At 69.8% G+C, this 19,835-nt stretch carries 13 protein-coding genes; 5 read left to right on the top strand and 8 right to left on the bottom strand.

Translation table 11 applies throughout. The features are described from left to right. Window positions 1–19: 19 nt before the first annotated feature. Window positions 20–694 (bottom strand): TetR/AcrR family transcriptional regulator, encoded by a 675-nt coding sequence (locus ABZS64_RS32060; protein ID WP_355837302.1) that lies wholly within the window; start codon window positions 692–694, stop codon window positions 20–22. Window positions 695–868: 174 nt separating this feature from the next. Here ABZS64_RS32060 and ABZS64_RS32055 point away from each other — a divergent pair, with 174 nt between their 5' ends. Continuing rightward, window positions 869–2,176, top strand: coding sequence for a YncE family protein (locus ABZS64_RS32055; RefSeq protein ID WP_355837301.1), 1,308 nt, complete (start codon window positions 869–871; stop codon window positions 2,174–2,176). Window positions 2,177–2,253: 77 nt separating this feature from the next. Here ABZS64_RS32055 and ABZS64_RS32050 read toward each other — a convergent pair whose 3' ends face one another. After that, window positions 2,254–3,801 (bottom strand): MFS transporter, encoded by a 1,548-nt coding sequence (locus ABZS64_RS32050; protein ID WP_355837299.1) that lies wholly within the window; start codon window positions 3,799–3,801, stop codon window positions 2,254–2,256. Between the two features lie 55 nt (window positions 3,802–3,856). Between ABZS64_RS32050 and ABZS64_RS32045 the strand changes: the two genes are divergently transcribed. Then, window positions 3,857–4,861 (top strand): winged helix-turn-helix domain-containing protein, encoded by a 1,005-nt coding sequence (locus ABZS64_RS32045; protein ID WP_355837297.1) that lies wholly within the window; start codon window positions 3,857–3,859, stop codon window positions 4,859–4,861. A gap of 47 nt (window positions 4,862–4,908) precedes the next feature. Further along, window positions 4,909–7,209, top strand: coding sequence for a hypothetical protein (locus tag ABZS64_RS32040; RefSeq protein ID WP_355837295.1), 2,301 nt, complete (start codon window positions 4,909–4,911; stop codon window positions 7,207–7,209). A 9-nt stretch (window positions 7,210–7,218) separates the two neighbouring features. On the opposite strand, the gene ABZS64_RS32035 is transcribed toward ABZS64_RS32040, so the two are convergent. The 6 genes from ABZS64_RS32035 to ABZS64_RS32010 form a co-directional block, all read right to left on the bottom strand. Beyond that, window positions 7,219–8,250, bottom strand: a complete 1,032-nt coding sequence (locus ABZS64_RS32035; protein WP_355837293.1) for an aldo/keto reductase — start codon at window positions 8,248–8,250, stop codon at window positions 7,219–7,221. Between the two features lie 39 nt (window positions 8,251–8,289). Then, window positions 8,290–9,225: an NADP-dependent oxidoreductase gene (locus tag ABZS64_RS32030; RefSeq protein WP_355837291.1), complete on the bottom strand. Its 936-nt coding sequence runs from the start codon at window positions 9,223–9,225 to the stop codon at window positions 8,290–8,292. Between the two features lie 107 nt (window positions 9,226–9,332). Then, window positions 9,333–12,710: a pyruvate carboxylase gene (locus tag ABZS64_RS32025; protein ID WP_355837289.1), complete on the bottom strand. Its 3,378-nt coding sequence runs from the start codon at window positions 12,708–12,710 to the stop codon at window positions 9,333–9,335. Window positions 12,711–12,893: 183 nt separating this feature from the next. Further along, window positions 12,894–15,203, bottom strand: a complete 2,310-nt coding sequence (locus ABZS64_RS32020; RefSeq protein WP_355837287.1) for an FtsX-like permease family protein — start codon at window positions 15,201–15,203, stop codon at window positions 12,894–12,896. 2 nt (window positions 15,204–15,205) lie between these two features. Then, window positions 15,206–15,997, bottom strand: coding sequence for an ABC transporter ATP-binding protein (locus tag ABZS64_RS32015; RefSeq protein WP_355837285.1), 792 nt, complete (start codon window positions 15,995–15,997; stop codon window positions 15,206–15,208). Then, the gene (locus ABZS64_RS32010; protein WP_355837283.1) at window positions 15,994–16,500 is read right to left on the bottom strand and encodes a PadR family transcriptional regulator; all 507 of its coding nucleotides are present in this window, start codon (window positions 16,498–16,500) and stop codon (window positions 15,994–15,996) included. The genes ABZS64_RS32015 and ABZS64_RS32010 overlap by 4 nt, the downstream gene beginning before the upstream one ends. Before the next feature lie 167 nt (window positions 16,501–16,667). Between ABZS64_RS32010 and ABZS64_RS32005 the strand changes: the two genes are divergently transcribed. Together ABZS64_RS32005 and ABZS64_RS32000 are read left to right on the top strand one after the other, a co-directional pair. Further along, window positions 16,668–17,939 (top strand): ABC transporter substrate-binding protein, encoded by a 1,272-nt coding sequence (locus ABZS64_RS32005; RefSeq protein WP_355837281.1) that lies wholly within the window; start codon window positions 16,668–16,670, stop codon window positions 17,937–17,939. Between the two features lie 202 nt (window positions 17,940–18,141). Beyond that, window positions 18,142–19,815 (top strand): glycoside hydrolase family 13 protein, encoded by a 1,674-nt coding sequence (locus tag ABZS64_RS32000; protein WP_355837279.1) that lies wholly within the window; start codon window positions 18,142–18,144, stop codon window positions 19,813–19,815. Window positions 19,816–19,835: the final 20 nt, after the last annotated feature.

The raw sequence follows: 19,835 nt of genomic DNA, 5'->3' as shown, positions 1-19,835 counted from the left end.
CGCACAGTGGCTCCGACCGTTAAGCACCCGGTCGCTGAGCACCCGGTTCCCGGTCGACCGGGCGCAGGATTCCCAGCAGCAACTGCACCAGCTCGTCCACGACCTGATCGAGCGTCGCGTCCACCCAGCCCGCCTTCCAGTCGTGCAGGAGGCCGTTCACGCTTCCGATGAAGGCCGCCGCCGCGATGCGGTAGTCCCGCGGCGCCGCCTCGCCGCGTTCGACCGCCGCTGCCGCCTCGGCGCAGATCAGGTCCACCCAGCGCGAGCGCCGGGCCAGACGCTGTTCCTCCAGCCGGGGGCTGACGCCGATGATTTCGACGAACGTGATGCGTATACGACGCGGGTCACCGGTCACGTTGGCTGCGTACGCGCGGAAGGTGGCCGCGGCGCGACGTGCGATCGGGAGGCCGTCGGCATCCGCGAGGGCGGCCAGCGCTGCTCCCTCCGCCCAGTCGTTGACCTGGAGATGCAGCGCGGCGAGTACGTCTTCGAGGGTGCGGAACTCCTCGTAGAACTGACGGGTGGACAGTCCCGCCGCCTCGCTCAGTGCCGCGACGGTCGTGGCCCGGTAGCCGGGACTGTCGCCGAAGAGCTGGAGTGCGGCGTCGAGGAACCGCCCACGCCGCTCGGCCTGCCGTTCCTCGGCGGACCTGCCCGCGTAGCGGCCAGTCGGTTGTCTGAGCCTGCCGGCCACTCGCCCCTCCTTCGTCGGTCCGGACCATTTTCTCGTGTCGCGAGTCTTGTGGAGCGCGCCGCCTGTCGTTACTTTCCAGTAGCCCAATCTGAACCGGCCCGTATTCAGATTGGCCCTGCCGCAGCTCCTGGCACTAGCCCGTCCGGTCGCGCCCCCACGGAAGGAACGACGACGATGTCTCTGCCCGCAAGCCGGCGTCCACGGCGGATCACCCGGCGTGCGTTCGGCGCACTCGCCGCAGCCGTCGCCCTGGCCGTCACCGGTTCCACGACGACCGCCCTCGCCTCATCCACCGCACCCGCCGAACCCACCTCAACGCTTGGCGCCGCCGCCGGTCTCAAGGAGGTGATGTTCGTGGGCAACAACTGGGACGGCACGGCCGACGTCATCAACTCCCGCGGCGACTTCGCCAGGATCGGCCGCATCAACGTCATACCGGACAAGGACCAGCGGCTCACCGAGATCTACCTCAACCCCGTCAAGCTCGTCTACTTCCTCGGCATCCGCAACGGCCCCGGCGAAGGACACGACCAGTTCGTCGACGACATGTACTCCACGCCCGACGGCACGGCCATGGTCGTCTCACGCCCGAGCTTCGCCGACGTCGTGTCGATCGACCTCGCCACCGGCCGGATCAACTGGCGTTTCCCTGTGTCCGGTTACCGCTCCGACCACATGACCGTCTCTCCCGACGGCAGCCGTGTCGCGGTGTCGGCCTCGACGTCCAACACCGTGCATGTACTGGACATCCGGACCGGCAAGCAGCTCGGGTCGTTCAAGACCGGCGACAAGCCCCACGAGAATGTCTTCACCGGCGGCGGCAAGTATCTGTGGAACATGTCGATCGGCGAGGTCAACACCGCCCTCGACGATCCTTCGATGGACTGGACGAAGGGCGACCGGCGCATCACCGTCGTCGACGCCGGCACCTTCAAAGAGGTCAGGGTCATCGACATGCGCCAGCGGCTCGACGCCTTCGGCCGCCAGGACCTGTCGGACGCCGTACGGCCCGTCGCCTTCACCCCCGACGAGTCGAAGCTCTACTTCCAGGTCTCCTTCTTCAACGGCTTCCTGGAGTACGACGTCGCCTCCGACAAGATCACCCGGGCGAAGACGCTGCCGAAGAATCCCGCGACCAGCGAGGACCGCACCACCTGGGTCAACGACTCGCGCCACCACGGAATGTCGATGAACGCAGCGGGCGACAAGCTGTGCATCGCCGGGACCATGGACGACTACGCGACGATCGTCGACAGGGCATCGCTCCAGGAGGGGCCGCTGGTGGCGGCCTCCAAGCCGTACTGGGCGACCGTGAGCGGCGACGGCGAATCCTGCGTCATCTCCGAGAGCGGTGCCGATCGCGTCACCGCGATCGACTTCGCCACCGGCAGGAAGGTCGCGTCCGTGGCAGTCGGCGACCACCCGCAGCGTGTACGCATCGCCCATGTGGCAGCCGACTGGACGGGGCCCGCCGCGCGCTGAGGGTTGAAACCCGAACAGCCGGACAGGAACCCCGACCCGATGGCCAGCCACGGCGACCGCCGTGCCTGGCCACGCAGCTACCGGACCCGCCGGTAGCTGCTGCCGTCCTTCGTCCGGTCCAGCAGGCTCGCCACGACCAGATAGCGGCGCAGCGCCGAATAGTCTTCATGCACCGTGAGCAGTGCGTCGTTGACCTCGCGCTCGCTGTAGGCGCGGTCGTGCTCGAAGAGCGTCTCCGTGAGGTGTACGAGCAACTGCTCGCGGCGGGCCGGCTTGCGTGGGATCGCCGTCAGCCGCCCGTGCGAGAAGAGGGCGCCTACACCGTGCGAACTGCTGGTTCTGTTCTCGGACATGGCCGGAAGCCTCTCAGTGGGCAGGCCACCCGGCAACGCATTTTCACCGCTCGGGACCGCTGCCCGGAACGTGAGAAAGACGGGCAGGAAGGCGAGGGCCAGACAGCAGCCGCCCACCCACAGCGCGGTGCGCACTCCGGCGAACTCGCCGATCAGTCCTGCCGTCGCGGAGCCGATGGCGACCGCACCGGTGAGCATGAAGCGGAACGTGGCGTTCATGCGGCCGAGGAGCGGGTCGGGAGTCAGATGCTGGCGCAGGCTGACGCCGAGTACGTTCTTGAGGCCCATCTGGAACGTGACCAGCAGCCATCCGGACCCGGCCAGCCAGATCCAGGGGCCTCGGTCGATGAGCGGGATGACCAGCCCGGTCGGCGCCGCGCAGAGTCCGCCGAGGGCGAGGGTGCGGCCGTAACCCAGGCGCCGGGCCAGGGGGCGCGCGCAGCGCGCACCGAGGAAGATGCCGATGCCGCCCACCGCCCAGTACAGGCCCAGCACGCCTGCGGACAGCCCGAGTTCGCGTGCGAACAGCACCGGCAGCAGGGTGTTGATGATCTGCGCGCCGAGATTGCTGAGGGACGCAGTGAACGCGAGGGCCCGCAGTTGCCTGTTGCCGAGTACATGGCGCAGCCCCTCGGCTATCTGTGCGGTGAGGCGGGTCGCCGGCTGCCGCCCGGGATCGGCTGACGGGGTCGGCGTCGGCCGGATCTTCATCAGACGGAGCACCGATGCGAGATACAGCACTGCCGTGCCCACCACCGCCATCGGCGCCGTCAGCAGCATCACGAGCCCGCCTCCGGCGCCCCTGCCCGCGACATTGCCTGCGGCCTGGAGGCTCACGACCGCCGCATTCGCCTGCACCAGACCTTCGCGGCCGACCAGTTGCGGCAGATAACTCTGCGAGCCCACGTCGAAGAAGACGGTGGCGCAGCCGTTCAGCAGGACGACCGCACAGAGCTGCCCGAGTGTGAGGGCGTCCAGCGACCAGGCCAGCGGCACCGAGGCGAACAGGGCGGCCCGTGCCAGATCCGCGCCGATCAGGACCCTGCGATGGCGCATCCGGTCCACCCATGCCCCAGCGGGCAGGCCGATGAGGAGAAAGGCGGCGGTACTCAGGGTGGCGAGGAGGCCGACCTGGCCGGGGCTCGCGTCGAGTGCCGTGACCGCGATGAGCGGGACGGCGACATAGCCGATGTTGGTGCCCAGTTGGCTGAGCGCGGAGGCCGTGAAGAGCGTGCGGAAGTCGGGTATCCGCCAGGGGGTCTGGGTGGGCATGATCGGTACGGTGCCGGGGGCCCCGCTCCCGTACCAATGATTTAGCCTCAGCAGAATGGTGCATCAGCTGCAGGCCCGGGGCGGATTGCTGGAGGTCGAGTTCTCGGCCGAGGACGTGGCCCGTACGCGCTTCGCCGTCTCTCCGCTGTGGGAGGTGGTGGCCAGTGTGCGGGTGCTCAAGGGCGCCGACGAGCAGGGCATGCACCGGTGGTGGGCAGAGAGGGTGCGCGTACAGCTCGCGGCCGCGAAACTGGGCCTCGCGCCGCTGTCCTCCTTGATCACCGTGCCCACCGTCGGCATCCCCGGCTTCCTGGTGCCACCGCCCACCACCCCACAGCCCTCGCTCGACGTGGAGCTGGCGGCGCTGCGGTCCACGGCGTTCGCATTGCTGCGTACGACATCGCCGGGAGCACAGGCGGGTGTGGCCGCCCTCCGCGAGGACCCGGAGCGCGGCCTTTCCCGGCTGGCGGACGTGATCGCCGCTTACTGGGAAGTGGCGCTCGCGCCGTACTGGCCGCGGATCCTCACCCTGCTCGAGGGCGACATCATGTACCGGGCCAAGCGCTTCGCCGAGGGCGGCACCCGGCGGCTCTTCGACGATCTCGACCCCCAGCTCACCTGGGAGTCGGGCACTTTGCAGATGGAGCACCGCTGCACCCGCGGGGTGCGGCAGCTGGACGGCCGGGGGCTGCTGCTCGTCCCCTCGGCGTTCACCTGGCCGCGGATCTTCTCCACGCTCGGCAGCGAGGACTGGCAGCCGACACTGCGCTATCCGCCACGGGGCATCGGCACTCTGTGGGAGCAGCGCCCCCAGCCCTGCTCGAACGCCCTGGCCGGCGTTCTCGGCCGCACCCGCGCCCTGCTCCTGGCCGAACTGGCCGCACCAGCCTCCACCACGGATCTGGCCCGCCGCATCGCCATTTCGGCGGGCGGCGTCTCGCAGCATCTGACGGCGCTGCGCGAGGCGGGTCTGGTGAGCGCGCACCGTACGGGGCGGGTGGTGCTCTATGCGCGGACGAGCGTGGGCGAGGCGCTGATGGGCGCCGCGCGCTCTACCTAGCATGCATACATTCCCTTCAACGCCCAAAATGGTGCATTGTCGTCCGCATGGAACAGGCTGAACAGCCATGCGTGTTGGAGCTGAGGGTCCACGGCGTTTCCGGTACGCCACCGGACAAGACCCTGAATGTGCCCCTCGTCGAGCCCGTGGCCGGAGACAAACAGGCGGGCTTCTACCGTGAGTACCACCGCCTGCGGCCACCCGGTTCACCTCGCCAGGTCCAACTGGAGGCCTACTCCTGGGGCAACCTCACATCCGGTGGCGCCACACGGGCCTTATGGCTGCTGCTGCTGCCCTTCATGCTGGTGAACATCGCCATCTGGGCGCGTCCTCGCCGCGCCGGTTCCGAGGCGGGCGGGCCCGGATGGGGTGAACGCGCCTACGGCAAGGCGGTCCGGCTGCTCGCCATGGGGCTGACGATCACCCTGGCGCTCTCCGCGGTCGGGGCAAGCATGGACCTCATCGGCTGGCAGTGCACCGGCGACGGCAACAGATGCGGCAAGGACCGCAGTTGGCTCAGCTTCCTGACCGTCCCCGACGGATCCTGGTGGGAGCAGCCCGGTCGGCGGCTCGTCGTGACCTCACTGGTGCCGATCGCCGTCATCGCCCTGATCTGGTTCCTGTCACGTCAGACATGGCGGAACTACGAGTCGTACGCCCCGGAGGTGGCGAGGCTGCACCCCGACCACCCCATGGCCGGGCAGGAGTTCTGGGACGGCAGGGAACGGGTGGGCAGGCTGCGCTCCCTCCATGTCGCCGTCGCCCTGTCGTCGGTGACCGCCTCTCTCGTCGCCCCGGCGCTTCAGGCCGATCAGGGGCGGGACTCGTTCCTTCCCTACGCGGGCTGGGTTCTGCTCTCCCTGGCGGGTCTTGTCGTCGTGGCGGCGCTGCTTCTGCTGTTGTGCGAGGAGAAGCCGGGTGCCGGGCAGTGGTGGCACGTCCTGCCTTCGTGGGTCAGATATACGGCCCTTGCGACGCTCGGGCTCGCCCTGGTCTATACGCCCTGGTCCCGTCAGGGGTGGGATGCCGAGGGCGGGCTGCCGTACTTCGCCGCGACCGTGAACGGCGTGTTCCTCGCCCAGCTCGGGGTCTGGACGGTTCTTGCCGTCATCGCCACGGTTCTCCGGCTCAGGAACGGTGACGGTGGCCGGCGTGCCGGGTTCAGCGCGGGAGGGCCGCTCCTGGCACTGTTCGGACTTCTGCTGGGCAGCGCGTTCGCCGCCGGTGTCGCCTTCCGGGTCGCGGACTGGCTCGACTGCAAGGGCACACCGGTGGAGGAGTCGGCGCAGGCATGCACCAAGCTCACTCCCCCGCCGACCTATGCGTGGGCTGCCGTCGGCTTCGGGGTCGAGTCCGCCTTCATGGTGCTCGCCCTGATCGCGCTCTGGTGCGTGTACATCGCACGCAGGCGGAAGCAACGCCCGCGCGTGGAGGCGTACTACCGCCTGCTCCCGAAGGACCGGAACTCCGGCCGGACACAGCAGATCGCGGGTGCGCGTGCGTCCGCGTCGCTCACCGATCTGGCTCCGTATGTTCTCGTGGGGCTCACGATTCCGGCTCTGCTGCTCATCGTCGCCTTCGGATGTGTCGCGGCGGGAGAGGGTGAATTCATCACTCCCGCGCAAGCGGCAGACGAACTCGGCATGGGGAAGTCCGCAGTGAACTTCCTTTTGATGTACGGGAGTTGGTGTGTCGTCGGCTTCCTCGTGGCCATCGTGGCTCTCGGCAGAGCGGCGTACGCCAACCAGCAGATCCGCCGAGTCGTGGGAATCCTCTGGGACGTCGGGACCTTCTGGCCCCGCGCCGCGCACCCGCTGGGACCGCCGTGTTACGCCGAGCGCGCCGTACCTGAGCTCGTACTGCGGATCAGATACTGGTGCGGCCTGAGCGAGAATCACCGAGTGATCCTCTCCGCTCATTCGCAGGGATCGATCCTTGCCGCTGCAGCGATCTGGCAGTTGCCGGGCCATTTCCGCGAACGGGTCTGTCTGATCAGCTACGGATCTCCTCTGTCACGGCTGTACGCACGCTACTTCCCGGCCTGGTTCAACGCGAAGTCCCTCACGGGACTTGCGAGTCGGGTCAAGGAATGGCGCAACCTGTGGCACGAGACCGATCCCGTCGGAGCGGCCGTTCGGGTCGACCGGCCCGACGGGCGGCCCGGAGACACCGAGATTCCGGCGACTCCCCGGACCAATCCCCTGCCTGATCCCATCGAGTACAGCCGGCAGCCGGGCAATACGGTCGAGCCGCCCGTGACCGGCCACGGTCAGACCGGCTATACCGGCGACGCCGCCTACGCGGAGATCCTGGCCGCGGCGGTGACATCACTGACCACGGCCGAATAGCCCGTGGCGTCAGCGGCGCCGCAGGGACGAGTCGGAGAGCGCGGGCGGCGTGTAGTAGAAATCGTCCCTGTTCAGATCCGTGCCCGGAGGGACGATGTCGTCGATCCGGTCCAGGATGTCCGCGCTCAGCTCGACATCCACGCCATCCAGTAGGTCCTCCAGATGCTCACTCGTCCGCGGGCCGATGATCACCGAGGTGACGGCCGGGTGGGCGCGTACGAATGCGATCGCCATGTGCGGGAGGTTCAGGCCCGCCTCGTCGGCCAGCTTCGTCAGTTCGGCGACGGCCTCCAGCTTGCGGGCGTTGCCCGGCACCGACGGGTCGAACTTGTGCCGCTCAAGGGCCGCCCGGCCGCTCCCCGCCTCGAGGTTGATGTCAGTCGGCCTCGCGTACTTGCCGGAGAGCCAGCCCGCGCTGAGCGGGCCCCAGGTCAGTACACCCATGCCATAACGCTGGGCCGTCGGCAGTACCGCCGCCTCGACACCCCGGGCCAGGATCGAGTACGGCGGCTGCTCGGTACGGAACCGGATGTGGCCGCGCCGCTCGGCCGTCCACTGGGCCTCGACGATCTGTTCCGCCGGGAAGGTGGAGTGGCCGATCGCGCGCACCTTGCCCGCGCGTACGAGATCGGACAGGACGGACAGGGTCTCGTCGATATCGGTGTCCGCGTCGGGGCGGTGGACCTGGTAGAGGTCGATATGGTCGGTGCCCAGGCGGCGAAGGCTGTTCTCCACGGCGCGAGTGAGCCAACGCCGGGAGTTTCCTCTGTTGTTGGGATCGTCACCCATCGAGCTGCTGCCTTTGGTGGCGAGCACGACCTCGTCCCGGCGGCCCTTCAGCGCCTTGCCGACGATCTCCTCCGACTCGCCCAGGCTGTAGACATCGGCCGTGTCCACCACGTTGATCCCCGCGTCCAGCGCCTGGTGGATCATACGGACCGACTCGTGCTGATCGGCGTTGCCCCAGGCGCCGAACATCATCGTGCCCAGTGCGTATTCACTGACCGAGATGCCCGTGCCACCGAGAATCCTGCGCTTCATGAGAGCCATCCCTTTCGTCGGTCGCCGGTACGCCGTCCGTCAGGCGACGGTGATGACGACCTTGCCGCGGATGTGCTTCCCGGCGAAGTCGGCGACCGCCTGTGCGGCGTCCTCCAACGGGTAGCGCGCGCCGAGCTCCACCCGCAGCCTCCCGTCCGCCGCCCGGGCCGCCAGGTCGTCGAGATCGCCCGGCAGGGCCTGGAAACGGCCGATGTAGACCGGTGAGACGTCGCGCTCCAGCTCGGCGGGCCCGAAGAGCGGTGACACAAGGCGGCCGCCCGGGCGGGCCGCACGCGCGGTGTCCGTGACCCGTTCGCCCGCGTTGACCAGATCGACGACGGCATCGACGCCGCCGGGGACCAGGCGCAAGGTCTGCTCGACCACATCGGCCTTCTTGTAGTCGACGGTATCTGCGGCGCCGAGACCTCGCAGATACTCCTCGTCCGCCTCGGTCGCCGTGGCGATCACCCGGGCACCGAGCGCGTCGGCCAGCTGTACCGCGTACAGCCCGATGCCGCCGGTGGCCCCGACCACCAGCACGCTCTCGCCCGCCGCGAGCGCGACCGCGCGCAGCAGGCAGACCGCGGTGAGCCCCGATTCGGGGATGGCAGCCGCGTGCAGGCTGTCCAGGCCGGTGGGCCGCCGGGCCAGCAGGGGCCCGGGCGACGCCACCGTGTACTCGGCCACGGCGCCTGCCTGTCCGGTGAAGGCGACCACTGGATCGCCGGGCGCGTATCCGGAAACGCCCTCCCCCACCTCGGCCACGGTGCCGGCCGCGTCCATGCCGACCACCAGAGGGTGCTGGGCCGGATAGAGCTCCTTGGCCGCGCCGGTGATCAGCATCAGGTCGAGCGGATTGAGCGCCGCGGCCTCGACCTTGATCAGCACCTGCCCCGGTCCGGGGGCGGGAGTGGGGTGATCGGTGACGGCGATCCGGTCCAGCGGCATGTAGTCGGAGGCGACGAGGGCTTTCACGGGCGGCTCCCTGAGTGGTATGCGTCCCTACCTTCTACGGGGTGGGACCCGCCCGTGCGAGGAGCCGGACCGTGCGAGCCGCCGAACGAGGTGCGATGCCCCCGGCTTCAGCTGATCTCGATGAGCAGGTCGCCCGCCTCGACCTGCTGGATCTTGCCGATCGCGAGCCGGCCGACGGTACCGCCGCGCTGCGCCGTAATGGACGCCTCCATCTTCATCGCCTCGATGGTGGCCACCGTCTGGCCCGCGGACACCGAATCGCCCTCCTCCACCTGAAGCGTGACCACTCCGGCGAACGGTGCGGCGACATGGCGTTCATTGCCGCGCTCGGCCTTCTCCGCGGCCTTGACCTCCGTGGCGATGGACTTGTCCCGCACGGACACCGGTCGCAGCTGCCCGTTCAGCGTGGCCATCACCGTGCGGAAACCCCGCTCGTCGGCCTCGGAGATGGCCTCCAGCTCGATGAGCAGCGTGACGCCCGGCTCAAGGGTGACCATGTGCTCGGTGTCCGGTTCCAGGCCGTAGAAGAAGGACTGTGTGGGCAGTACGGAGGTGTCTCCGTAGGCTTCCCGGTGGGCTTCGAACTCCTTGGTCGGGCCCGGGAACAACAGCCGGTTCAGCGTCGCCCGGCGCGTCTCGCGCAGACCTCGCAGGTCCTCGTCCGACAGCGTGGGCGCCTCGGTCTTCTGGGGACGGCCCTGAAGGGCCCGGGTGCGGAACGGCTCGGGCCAGCCACCGGGCGGGTCGCCCAACTCGCCGCGCAGGAACCCGATCACCGAGTCCGGCACGTCGAACTTGGCCGGGTCGGACTCGAAGTCCGCGGCCTCCACCCCGGCGCCGACCAGATGCAGCGCGAGGTCGCCCACCACCTTCGACGACGGAGTCACCTTCACCAGGCGGCCCAGCATCCGGTCCGCCGCCGCGTAGCAGTCCTCGATCAGCTCGAAGCGGTCGCCGAGGCCGAGCGCGATGGCCTGCTGGCGCAGGTTCGACAGCTGACCGCCGGGGATCTCGTGGTGGTAGACCCGCCCGGTGGGCGAGGCAAGACCGGACTCGAACGGCGCGTAGACCTTCCGCATGGCCTCCCAGTACGGCTCCAGATCGCCGACGGCCTGCAGCGAGAGCCCGGTCGCCCGCTCCGTGTGGTCGGTGGCCGCGACCAGCGCCGACAGCGACGGCTGGCTGGTGGTTCCCGCCATCGAAGCGACCGCGGCGTCAACGGCGTCGACCCCCGCGTCGATCGCGGCGATCAGCGTCGCCAGCTGTCCGCCCGCCGTGTCGTGGGTGTGCAGATGCACCGGAAGGTCGAACCGCTCGCGCAGCGCTGTCACCAAGGTCCGGGCGGCGGGCGGGCGCAGCAGCCCGGCCATGTCCTTGATGGCGAGCACATGGGCGCCCGCCTCGACGATCTGCTCGGCCAGCCGCAGGTAGTAGTCGAGCGTGTAGAGCTTCTCGCCGGGGTCGGACAGGTCCGCGGTATAGCAGAGCGCGACCTCGGCCAGTGCCGTGCCCGTGGAGCGCACCGCATCGATCGCCGGGCGCATCTGGGAGACGTCGTTGAGCGCGTCGAAGATCCGGAAGATGTCCATGCCCGTGGCCGCTGCCTCGGCGACGAACGCTTCCGTCACCTCGGTCGGATAGGGCGTGTATCCAACGGTGTTGCGCCCGCGCAGCAGCATCTGCGTACAGACGTTGGGCACCGCCTCGCGCAGCGCCGCGAGCCGCTCCCAGGGGTCTTCGGCAAGGAAGCGCAGGGCCACGTCGTAGGTCGCGCCGCCCCAGCACTCCAGGCTCAGCAGCTCGGGCGCCGTACGCGCGACGTGCGGGGCCACGGCCAGCAGATCGCGGGTCCGCACACGGGTGGCGAGCAGCGACTGGTGGGCATCACGGAACGTGGTGTCCGTGACGGCGACGGCCGACTGACGGCGCAGCTGCGCCGCGAAGGCCTCCGGCCCCAGGGCGGCGAGGCGCTGCCGCGAGCCGTCGGCCGGCGGCTCACCGAGCGAGGTGGCGGGCAGTTTGTCGATGGGGTCGATGACGCTCGGACGCGGACCGTGCGGCCGGTTGACGGTCGTCTCGGCAAGGTAGCTGAGCATGCGGCTGCCGCGGTCGGCCGACGGGCGAGCTCTTATCAACTCCGGGTGCTCGTCGATGAAGCTGGTCGTGATCCGGCCCGCCCGGAACTCGGGGTGGTCGAGTACCGCACCGAGGAAGGGCAGGTTGGTGGCCACTCCGCGGATACGGAACTCGGCAATCGCCCGGCGCGCGCGACGGGAGGCGTTGGCGAAGTCGTGCCCGTGGCAGGTGAGCTTGACCAGCATCGAGTCGAAATGCGCCGACACCTCGGCGCCGGTGTGGACCGTGCCGCCGTCGAGCCGGACGCCGGGTCCGCCCGGAGAGCGGTAGGCGGAGATGGTGCCCACGTCGGGCCGGAAGCCGTTGGCGGGGTCCTCGGTGGTGATACGGCACTGCAGGGCGGCGCCGTTCAGGACGATGTCGTCCTGCGTCAGGCGCAGTTCGGGCAGGGACCTGCCGGCGGCGATGCGCAGCTGCCCGATCACCAGGTCCCGGCCGGTGACCTGCTCGGTGACCGTGTGCTCGACCTGGATACGCGGGTTCATCTCGATGAAGACGTGGTTGCCGCGCTCGTCGACGAGGAACTCGACGGTGCCCGCGTTCACGTATCCGATGTGGCGGGCGAACGCGACGGCGTCGGCGCAGATCCGCTCGCGCAGCGCCGGGTCCAGGTTCGGGGCGGGCGCGATCTCGACGACCTTCTGGTGGCGCCGCTGCACCGAACAGTCCCGCTCGTAGAGGTGCACGACATTGCCGTGCGCGTCGGCGAGGATCTGCACTTCGATGTGGCGGGGGTTGATGACCGCCTGCTCCAGGAAGACCGTCGCGTCGCCGAACGCGGACTGCGCCTCGCGCATCGCCGCGTCGATCGACTCGCGCAGCTCGCCGGGTTCGGCCACCCGGCGCATGCCCCGGCCGCCGCCACCGGCCACGGCCTTGACGAACACCGGGAAACCGATGTCGTCGGCGGCCGCGAGCAGCGCATCGACGTCCGTGGACGGCTGCGACGACTTGAGTACCGGTACTCCGGCCTCCCGTGCCGCGGCGACCGCGCGGGACTTGTTCCCCGTCAGATGCAGTACGGACGAGGGCGGTCCGACGAAGGTGATCCCCGCCTCCGCACAGGCCGCGGCAAGGTCCGGGTTCTCCGACAGGAAGCCGTAGCCGGGGTAGATCGCGTCGGCCCCGGCCTTGCGCGCGGCCTTGATCACCTCGTCGACGGACAGATACGCCCGTACGGGATGGCCGGGTTCACCGATCTGGTACGCCTCGTCCGCTTTGGCGCGGTGCAATGAGTTGCGGTCCTCGTAAGGGAACACCGCCACCGTGGAGATGCCGAGTTCGAACGCTGCGCGGAATGCGCGGATCGCGATCTCACCACGGTTGGCGACCAATACCTTGCGGAACATCAAACTCCCCTGTCGTGTCGCGGGGCGGACGGCCTCAGGTCTTCGATGAGTGTGCAGGTCAGTGCGGAGCGTTGGTCACCGTACCGGAGGACTTCGGGCAGATCGCGAGCGAAGACGATGAGTTATGTCACGCCCGGCGGCCGGATCGTCAAACGGCGTAACGGCAGTTCACAAGCGCAACGCTCAGAGCGTTTCGGCCAGCGAATCCGCCAGTCGGCGGCGGGCCGTCCGGGCCGCCGGTACCGCCGCCGCCGCGACAGCGCCGAGCACGGCGCCGACGACGACCGAAGCCAGCAACAGCGCGGGCGGGACATGGGCGATGCCGGCGCCCATTCCACTCGAGCGGCCCTGGGTGTCCACCAGCCAGCTGCCGGACAGCACCCCGAGCCCCGTGCCGAGCACAGCGGCCACCAGTGCCGTGAAGCCCGCGGCCGCGACGATCGCCGAACTGATCTGGCGAGGTGTCAGGCCGATCGCCTTGAGCGCGAGCAGATCGCGGCCGCGGTCGCGGACGCCGGTGCCGATCAGCGTCAGCAGTTCGGTGAGCCCGATGAGGGCCAACACCCCGATCAGGGCGGCGATCACGCCGCGCGCCGGTTCCAGCCGGTCCCCGGGGTTGGCTGTCTCACGGATCTCCAGGGCCCCTCCGGCCGCTGCCGCGAGATCGCTGCTCACCGCCCGGGGATCCGCGCCCGGCCGCAGCACGAGATGGTAGAAGTCCGGCCGCAGAGCGGGGTCGCGTTCTTCGAGTGTGTCGACCGTTGTCGAGATCACCCGGCCGCCGGCTTCGGGTTCGATGCTGCGGCCGACGATGTGCAGGATCTGCGGCCGTCCTTCCACCGTCATCCGCACCCAGTCGCCGACCCGTACGTCCAGCAGATCGAGCAGCCCCTGGCCTGCGACCGCCTCGTCGGGGCCGTCGGCGGGACGCCCCTCTACCACGGTGAAGGGATAGGGAGCGCCTGCGGTGCCCAGCCCGCGCAGCGTGATGGTGCCGGTCTGCCCGGGCACCAGTGCCGCGACCTCCACGCCCGGATGGACGGCAGCGACGTCCCGGGGCGCGGTCAGCGCGCGCTGAAGCTCCTGGCCGCTGAGGCTCCCGGGCTGTTCGGCCCGTACGGTCAGTGCCGCGGGCACTCCCATCTCGGCGGGGCGGCTGCGGAACATGTCCAGCGTCGACCAGGCGACGAGCGCAACCGTGATCATGAGGAGCGGCAGCGCGAGCCGGGCCACCGTGATCAGGGTGCGCGGACGCCGGGGGAACGCCGCCCGCCAGCCGAGGACCAGCGCGGGCGGTACCCGCATACCGAGCGCCCGGCGCCCCAGACCTGTCATCGGGGCGGCCGAGGGAAGTGCCGCCCGGGCGACGGGCACGGGCGGGACACGGCCGGCCCGCCAGGCGGCGAGTCCGGTGGCGGAAGCGATCAGCAGCACGGCCCCGCTCGGGACACCGATCATCAGGGCCGTGTTCCCGGGCAGGTCCTGCCACACCCCGGCAGCCTCCCCGATCCGGCCGGGTATCCGGGCGCCGAGGAGCGCGATCGCGGCCGTGCCCAGGGTGACCCCGAGCAGCGCGAAGGCGAGGTGCTGGGCGAGGAAGCCGCGTACCACCTGGCCCGGCGTGAACCCGATCGCCTTGAGGATGGAGATGTCCCTCAGCTGTCCGCGGATCCGGGCGCTGATCGCTCCGGAAGCGGCCAGCGCGGCGGCCAGCAGGGCACCAAGACCGAAGACGGCGAAGAGCTGCCCGAGCAGCCGGTCGTCGCTGCCCGCCTCGGCACGCGCCTGCTGCCATTTGGTCACCTGGGCGACCCGGTCGGCGCCGAGCAGGGTGACGGCCTGCTGGACGGTGAAGTCGAGATCGGCCGGATCCTTGAGACGCAGCCCCACGCTCCGTCCGGTGCTGCCCGGTGCGACCCGGTCGAGCGTGCTGGGCAGCACCCAGCCGATGCCGGGCTCGCCGCCCGGCCGGTAGCGGGGTTCGGCGGCTTCCGCGACACCGGACACGCGCAGGGTGCGCGCGGTGCCGTCCGCTGCCACCACGGTCAGGGTGTCGCCGGGCTCCGCCCAGAGCACGCGCGCGAGGGAGCTCTCCAGTACGACTCCCCCGGCCTGCCTGTCGAGCCAGTGGCCGGCGGTGACCAGCGGACGGGCGATCTCCGGCGGCTCGGTGCCCGCCGCGCGCAGGGACACGCCCGCCCTCGCCCCGCGGGACTCCAGGGTGACCTGACCGGTGCGGTACGGCCCCGAGACTCCGGCGATGCCGTCAAGACCGGACAGCGCGCCCGTCTCCGCGGGGACACGTGTGTGGAGCCAGACATGGGCACCCTGGGACTGGGTGAAGATCCGCTGCCAGGGGTTGGCGGCGTAGCTGAACAGGGCCACGGCCAGCAGCAGGGAGGCGATGATGCCGGCGCTGGCCAGGACGACGAAGACCGACTGTCCGCGGTGTGCCCGAAGGTCGGCGTGCGCCCAGCGCAGAGTGGCCCGCACGCTCACTCCTTCAGTTCGAGTACGCCGGAGACTCCGCGGCCGGTGCTGCGGTGACCCGCGTCGAGTGCCGCGTCGTCGGCTATGCGCCCGTCGAAGAAGCTGATGACCCGGTCCGCCGCGCTGGCCATCCGTGCGTCATGGGTGACCAGCAGGATCGTCTGGCCGCGCTGGTGGAAACGGGAGAGCAGCCGGAGCACTTCCCGGGTGCCCTTGCTGTCGAGGCTTCCCGCAGGCTCGTCCGCGAGGAGCAGCGCGGGGTGGTTCACCAGGGCCCTGGCCAGGGCGACCCGCTGCTGTTCACCGCCGGAGAGTTCGCCGGGCATGGAGCGTTCCCTGCCTTCGAGGCCGAGTTCGGCGAGCAGTTCGGCCCGACTGTCGCGGGCCGCCTTGGGCGACGCGCCCGCGAGCAGCGCGGGCAGTTCGACGTTGTCGGCGACGGTGAGGTCGGAGACGAGGTTGAAGAACTGGAAGACGATGCCGATGCTCTTGCGGCGCAGCACCGCCCAGCGGGCCTCGCGATATGCGTCCACCCGGCGGCCGTCCAGCCACAGTGAGCCGCTGTCCGGCCGCTGGAGCCCGCCGATGAGATGGAGCAGCGTGGATTTTCCGGCGCCGGAGGGCCCGGTGACGGCGACGAATTCCCCGGGCTGAACGGTGAGATCCACTCCGCGTACGGCAGGAACCGGTGCGCCTTCGCCGTGATGGGTCTTGGTCAGTCCCTCGGCGCGCACGATCGGCACGGTGCCCTTCGCATCGGGGGTGCCCAGCGCGACGGGAGCGGTGTCGTCGCTCATTCCAGCTCCTCCTGACAGCGTTCCAGCCAGTCGAGGTCGGCCTGCAGATGCAGCATCGCGCCCTCGATCAGCAGCTGGGAGACCCTGTTGTCCCGGTCCTCGGCCGCGGCCAGCTTCGACAGATCACGCATGGTGTTCAGATACTGCCGCCGCTGCTTGTTGATCAGCTGGATCGGGTCGGCAAGACCGGACTCGGGTGCGAGGGCGATCTTCATGAAGAACTCGTCCCGGACCCGTGGTTCGTCCGTGGTCTCGTCGAACCAGGCGAGTACGGCCTCGTGCCCGGCGTCGGTGAGCCGGTACGTACGCTTATTGGGTCTGCCGGACTGCTCGACATCCTCACCGGCGATCAGACCGGCCTTTTCCAGCCGCCCAAGAGTGACGTAGATTTGGCCGACATTCGGCTCAGGGTACGCGGCGCCCAGGAGCTTCTCAAGGTCCTGCTTGAGCTCGTAACCGTGCGCCGGGCCACGGGTGAGGAGTGCCAGGAGCGGCAGCCGCACGCGCTCCCCTCCCTCCCGCTCCGTACCTACCTGTTCGCTCGGATACGGGCTGTGGTTCTCGCCACCCGCCTTCTCCGCCTGGACGTCTAGTATCGCCCATGCCTAACAGGTATACATAGGCCACATTGGACGGCGACGCTGCCGGATCGGTGCACTGGGAGGAACCTATGCGGTGGATGCATGCCGCGGGTAGGGGGCTCCTCGTTGCTGCCGTACTGCTGGCGGGGTACGCGGGCTTCGGCACGCAGCCGGGAACGGCGGCTCCCAGGGGCCGCGGCCCGATGACCCTCGTGACGGCGGGCGATCTCACCAACTATCTCGGTCCGCTGCTCGACGACTGGAACCGCGGTCACGCGAAGGAAAAGGTGACGCTCGTCGAGCTGCCCGACTCCGCGGACGAGACCCGCGCCCAGATGATCAGCGAACTGCGCTCGGGCAGCGACCGCTTCGACGTACTGAACATCGATGTGGCGTGGACCTCGGAGTTCGCGGCGGCGGGCTGGATCTCACCGCTGCAGCGGGACAGGTTCCCGCTGCACACCTTCCTCGCGCCCGTGGTGGGCACCGCCACGTTCGACGACCGCCTGTACGCGGTCCCGTATGTCACCAACGCGGGGCTGCTGTACTACCGCAAGGACATTCTGGCGCGCGAGGGCGAACGGCCGCCGCGCACCTGGGCCGAGCTGGCCCGGCAGGCGAAGACCCTTGCGCCCAAGTACGGCATGGACGGCTATGCCGGCCAGTTCCTGCCGTACGAGGGGCTGACGGTGAATGCCACCGAGGCGGTGCATTCGGCGGGCGGGTCGATCCTGCGGGACGACGGCGCCCGGGTCACGGTGGACTCGGCCGCGGCCCGCACCGGACTTGAGTTCCTCGCGGGCGGTGTACGGGACGGCTGGATCTCCCCCCGCGCTCGTGACTACAAGGAGGAGGAGTCCCGACAGGCCTTCCAGGACGGCCGGCTGCTCTTCCTGCGGAACTGGCCGTATGTGTACTCGGAGGCGAATGCGCCGGGGTCGAAGGTGGCCGGGAAGTTCGGCGCGGTGCCACTGCCCGGTCCTTCCGGGCCCGGCACGAGTGTGCTCGGCGGTTCCAATCTCGCGGTCAGCAGCCACTCCCGGCATCCGGAGTCGGCGGCGGATCTGATCGCCTATCTCACCAGCGAGCGCGTCCAGCGCAAGGTGCTGACCGAGGGCTCGCTGCCACCGGTACGGGCCGCGCTGTACGAGGATTCCGCGCTGATCCGGGCCTATCCGTATCTGCCCACTCTGCGGCAGAGCCTGCTGAGGGCCGAGCCGCGCCCCAAGAGCCCTCGGTACGACCAGGTGAGCCTCGCCGTGCAGGCCGTCGTCCAGGACGTCATGGCGCTGCGGCAGACGCCGCAGCAGGGCGTCGCCCGGCTGTCCCGCGAGCTGGGATCGATCTCCCGCAAGGACTGAAGTTCGTCCTCCTCTCCTCACGGCTTGCTACTTACATGTTAAGTAGCAAGCCGTTCTGGCATACCCGCAAATATTCGGGCATAACAGGACTGTTTCTCGCAGCATCGTTGACATCCTGCCGTCACCGCTACTTAACATGCATGCATAACAGCGCACCCGCTCTGGGGCGCTCTCGCATCCAGCAGGAACGGGTCAACGCGAGATGCTCACAGCTCTTCCGGCCGCCATCGGCCGCTCTTCCCGCACGGCCACCTCCTGGTGGCGCGACGCGGTGATCTACCAGGTGTATGTGCGCAGCTTCCTCGACAGCACGGGGGACGGCATCGGTGACCTGGCCGGCGTACGGGCCGGACTGCCCTACCTGCGGAAGCTCGGTGTCGACGGCATCTGGCTGAGCCCGTTCTTTCCGTCGCCGCAGCACGACCACGGCTACGACGTCGCCGACTACTGCGACGTCGACCCCGTCTACGGCGACCTGGCCGAGTTCGACCTGCTGATGGCCGACGCCCGCAGGCTCGGGCTCAAGCTCCTGCTCGACATCGTCCCCAACCACTGCTCCAGCGAGCACCCGTGGTTCCGCGAAGCGCTCGCCGCCGAGCCCGGCAGCGCGGCCCGCAGCCGGTTCCACTTCGCCGCCGGCCGCGGCCCGGACGGCGCTGAGCCCCCCAACAACTGGCGGGCGATGTTCGGCGGGCCCGCCTGGAGCCGGGTCACCGAACCCGACGGCACTCCGGGGCAGTGGTACCTGCACCTGTTCACCCCGCAGCAGCCCGACCTGAACTGGCGCAATCCCGAAGTCGGCGACTCCTTCGAACGGGTGCTCCGCTTCTGGCTGGACCGGGGTGTCGACGGCTTCCGCATCGATGTCGCCGCCGGTCTCTTCAAGCACCCGGATCTGCCCGACTCCGGCGACCCCGGCGCCGACGAGCGCGCCCGGGACTCGGTGAACCCGCTGGCCTGGAACCAGCCCGAGGTCCACCAGGTGTGGCGCCGCTGGCGATCGGTGTGCGAGGAGTACGCGGACCGGGACGGCAACGAGCGGCTGCTGGTCGGCGAGGTCTCCGTGCCGACCGCACGCGAACACGCCAAGTACGTACGGCCCGACGAGCTCCACCAGGCCTTCTTCTTCGATCTCCTCAGCGCTCCCTGGGACGCCGACACCTTCCAGGAGACCATCACGGAGGCGATACGCGACATCGCCGGGACCGGCTCCACCGTCACCTGGGTGCTCAACAACCACGACCAGGTGCGCACGGTCACCCGTTACGCGGGCGAGCCCGGCGTGGAGGCCAGCGGTCTCGGTGCGGCACGTGCCCGCGCTGCCGCGCTGCTGATGCTGGCGCTGCCCGGCGCCTCGTACGTCTACCAGGGCGAGGAGCTCGGCCTCCCCGAAGTCCTCGACCTGCCGGACGAGGTGCTCACCGACCCGATCTTCCACCGCACCGGCAGCCGCGCACGCATCCGGGACGGCTGCCGGGTGCCGCTGCCCTGGTCCGGTCACGCATCCCCGTTCGGCTTCAGCCAGGGTGCGGCCGGTGCGCGGCCGTGGCTTCCGCAGCCCGAGTGGTTCGCCGACCACGCCACCGACCGGGCGCTGGCCGACACCCGCTCCTTCTGGCACCTGTACCGCGAAGGACTTCAACTGCGGCGCAGCCTGCCCCAGTTGGGCGAAGGCAGCCTGCGCTGGCTGGAGGCACCCCCGCAGGTCCTGGCCATGGCCCGCGGCGACGGGCTGATCTGTGCCGTCAACTTCGGGACCAAACCCGTCCCCGCCCCGGTCGCGGGCACGCCACTCCTCTCCAGCGGTCCCTGCCCCGACGGTGTCCTCCCCGGAGCGACCGCCGCGTGGTGGACGGGCGACTGCCCCACCCCCTGAAGCACACCCTCTTTCGAAAG

This window comes from Streptomyces sp. NPDC005408, assembly GCF_040606445.1.
GTDB lineage: Bacteria > Actinomycetota > Actinomycetes > Streptomycetales > Streptomycetaceae > Streptomyces.
The sequence above is the reverse complement of the archived record's forward strand: the minus strand, read 5'-3'. Positions and strand labels throughout refer to the sequence as shown.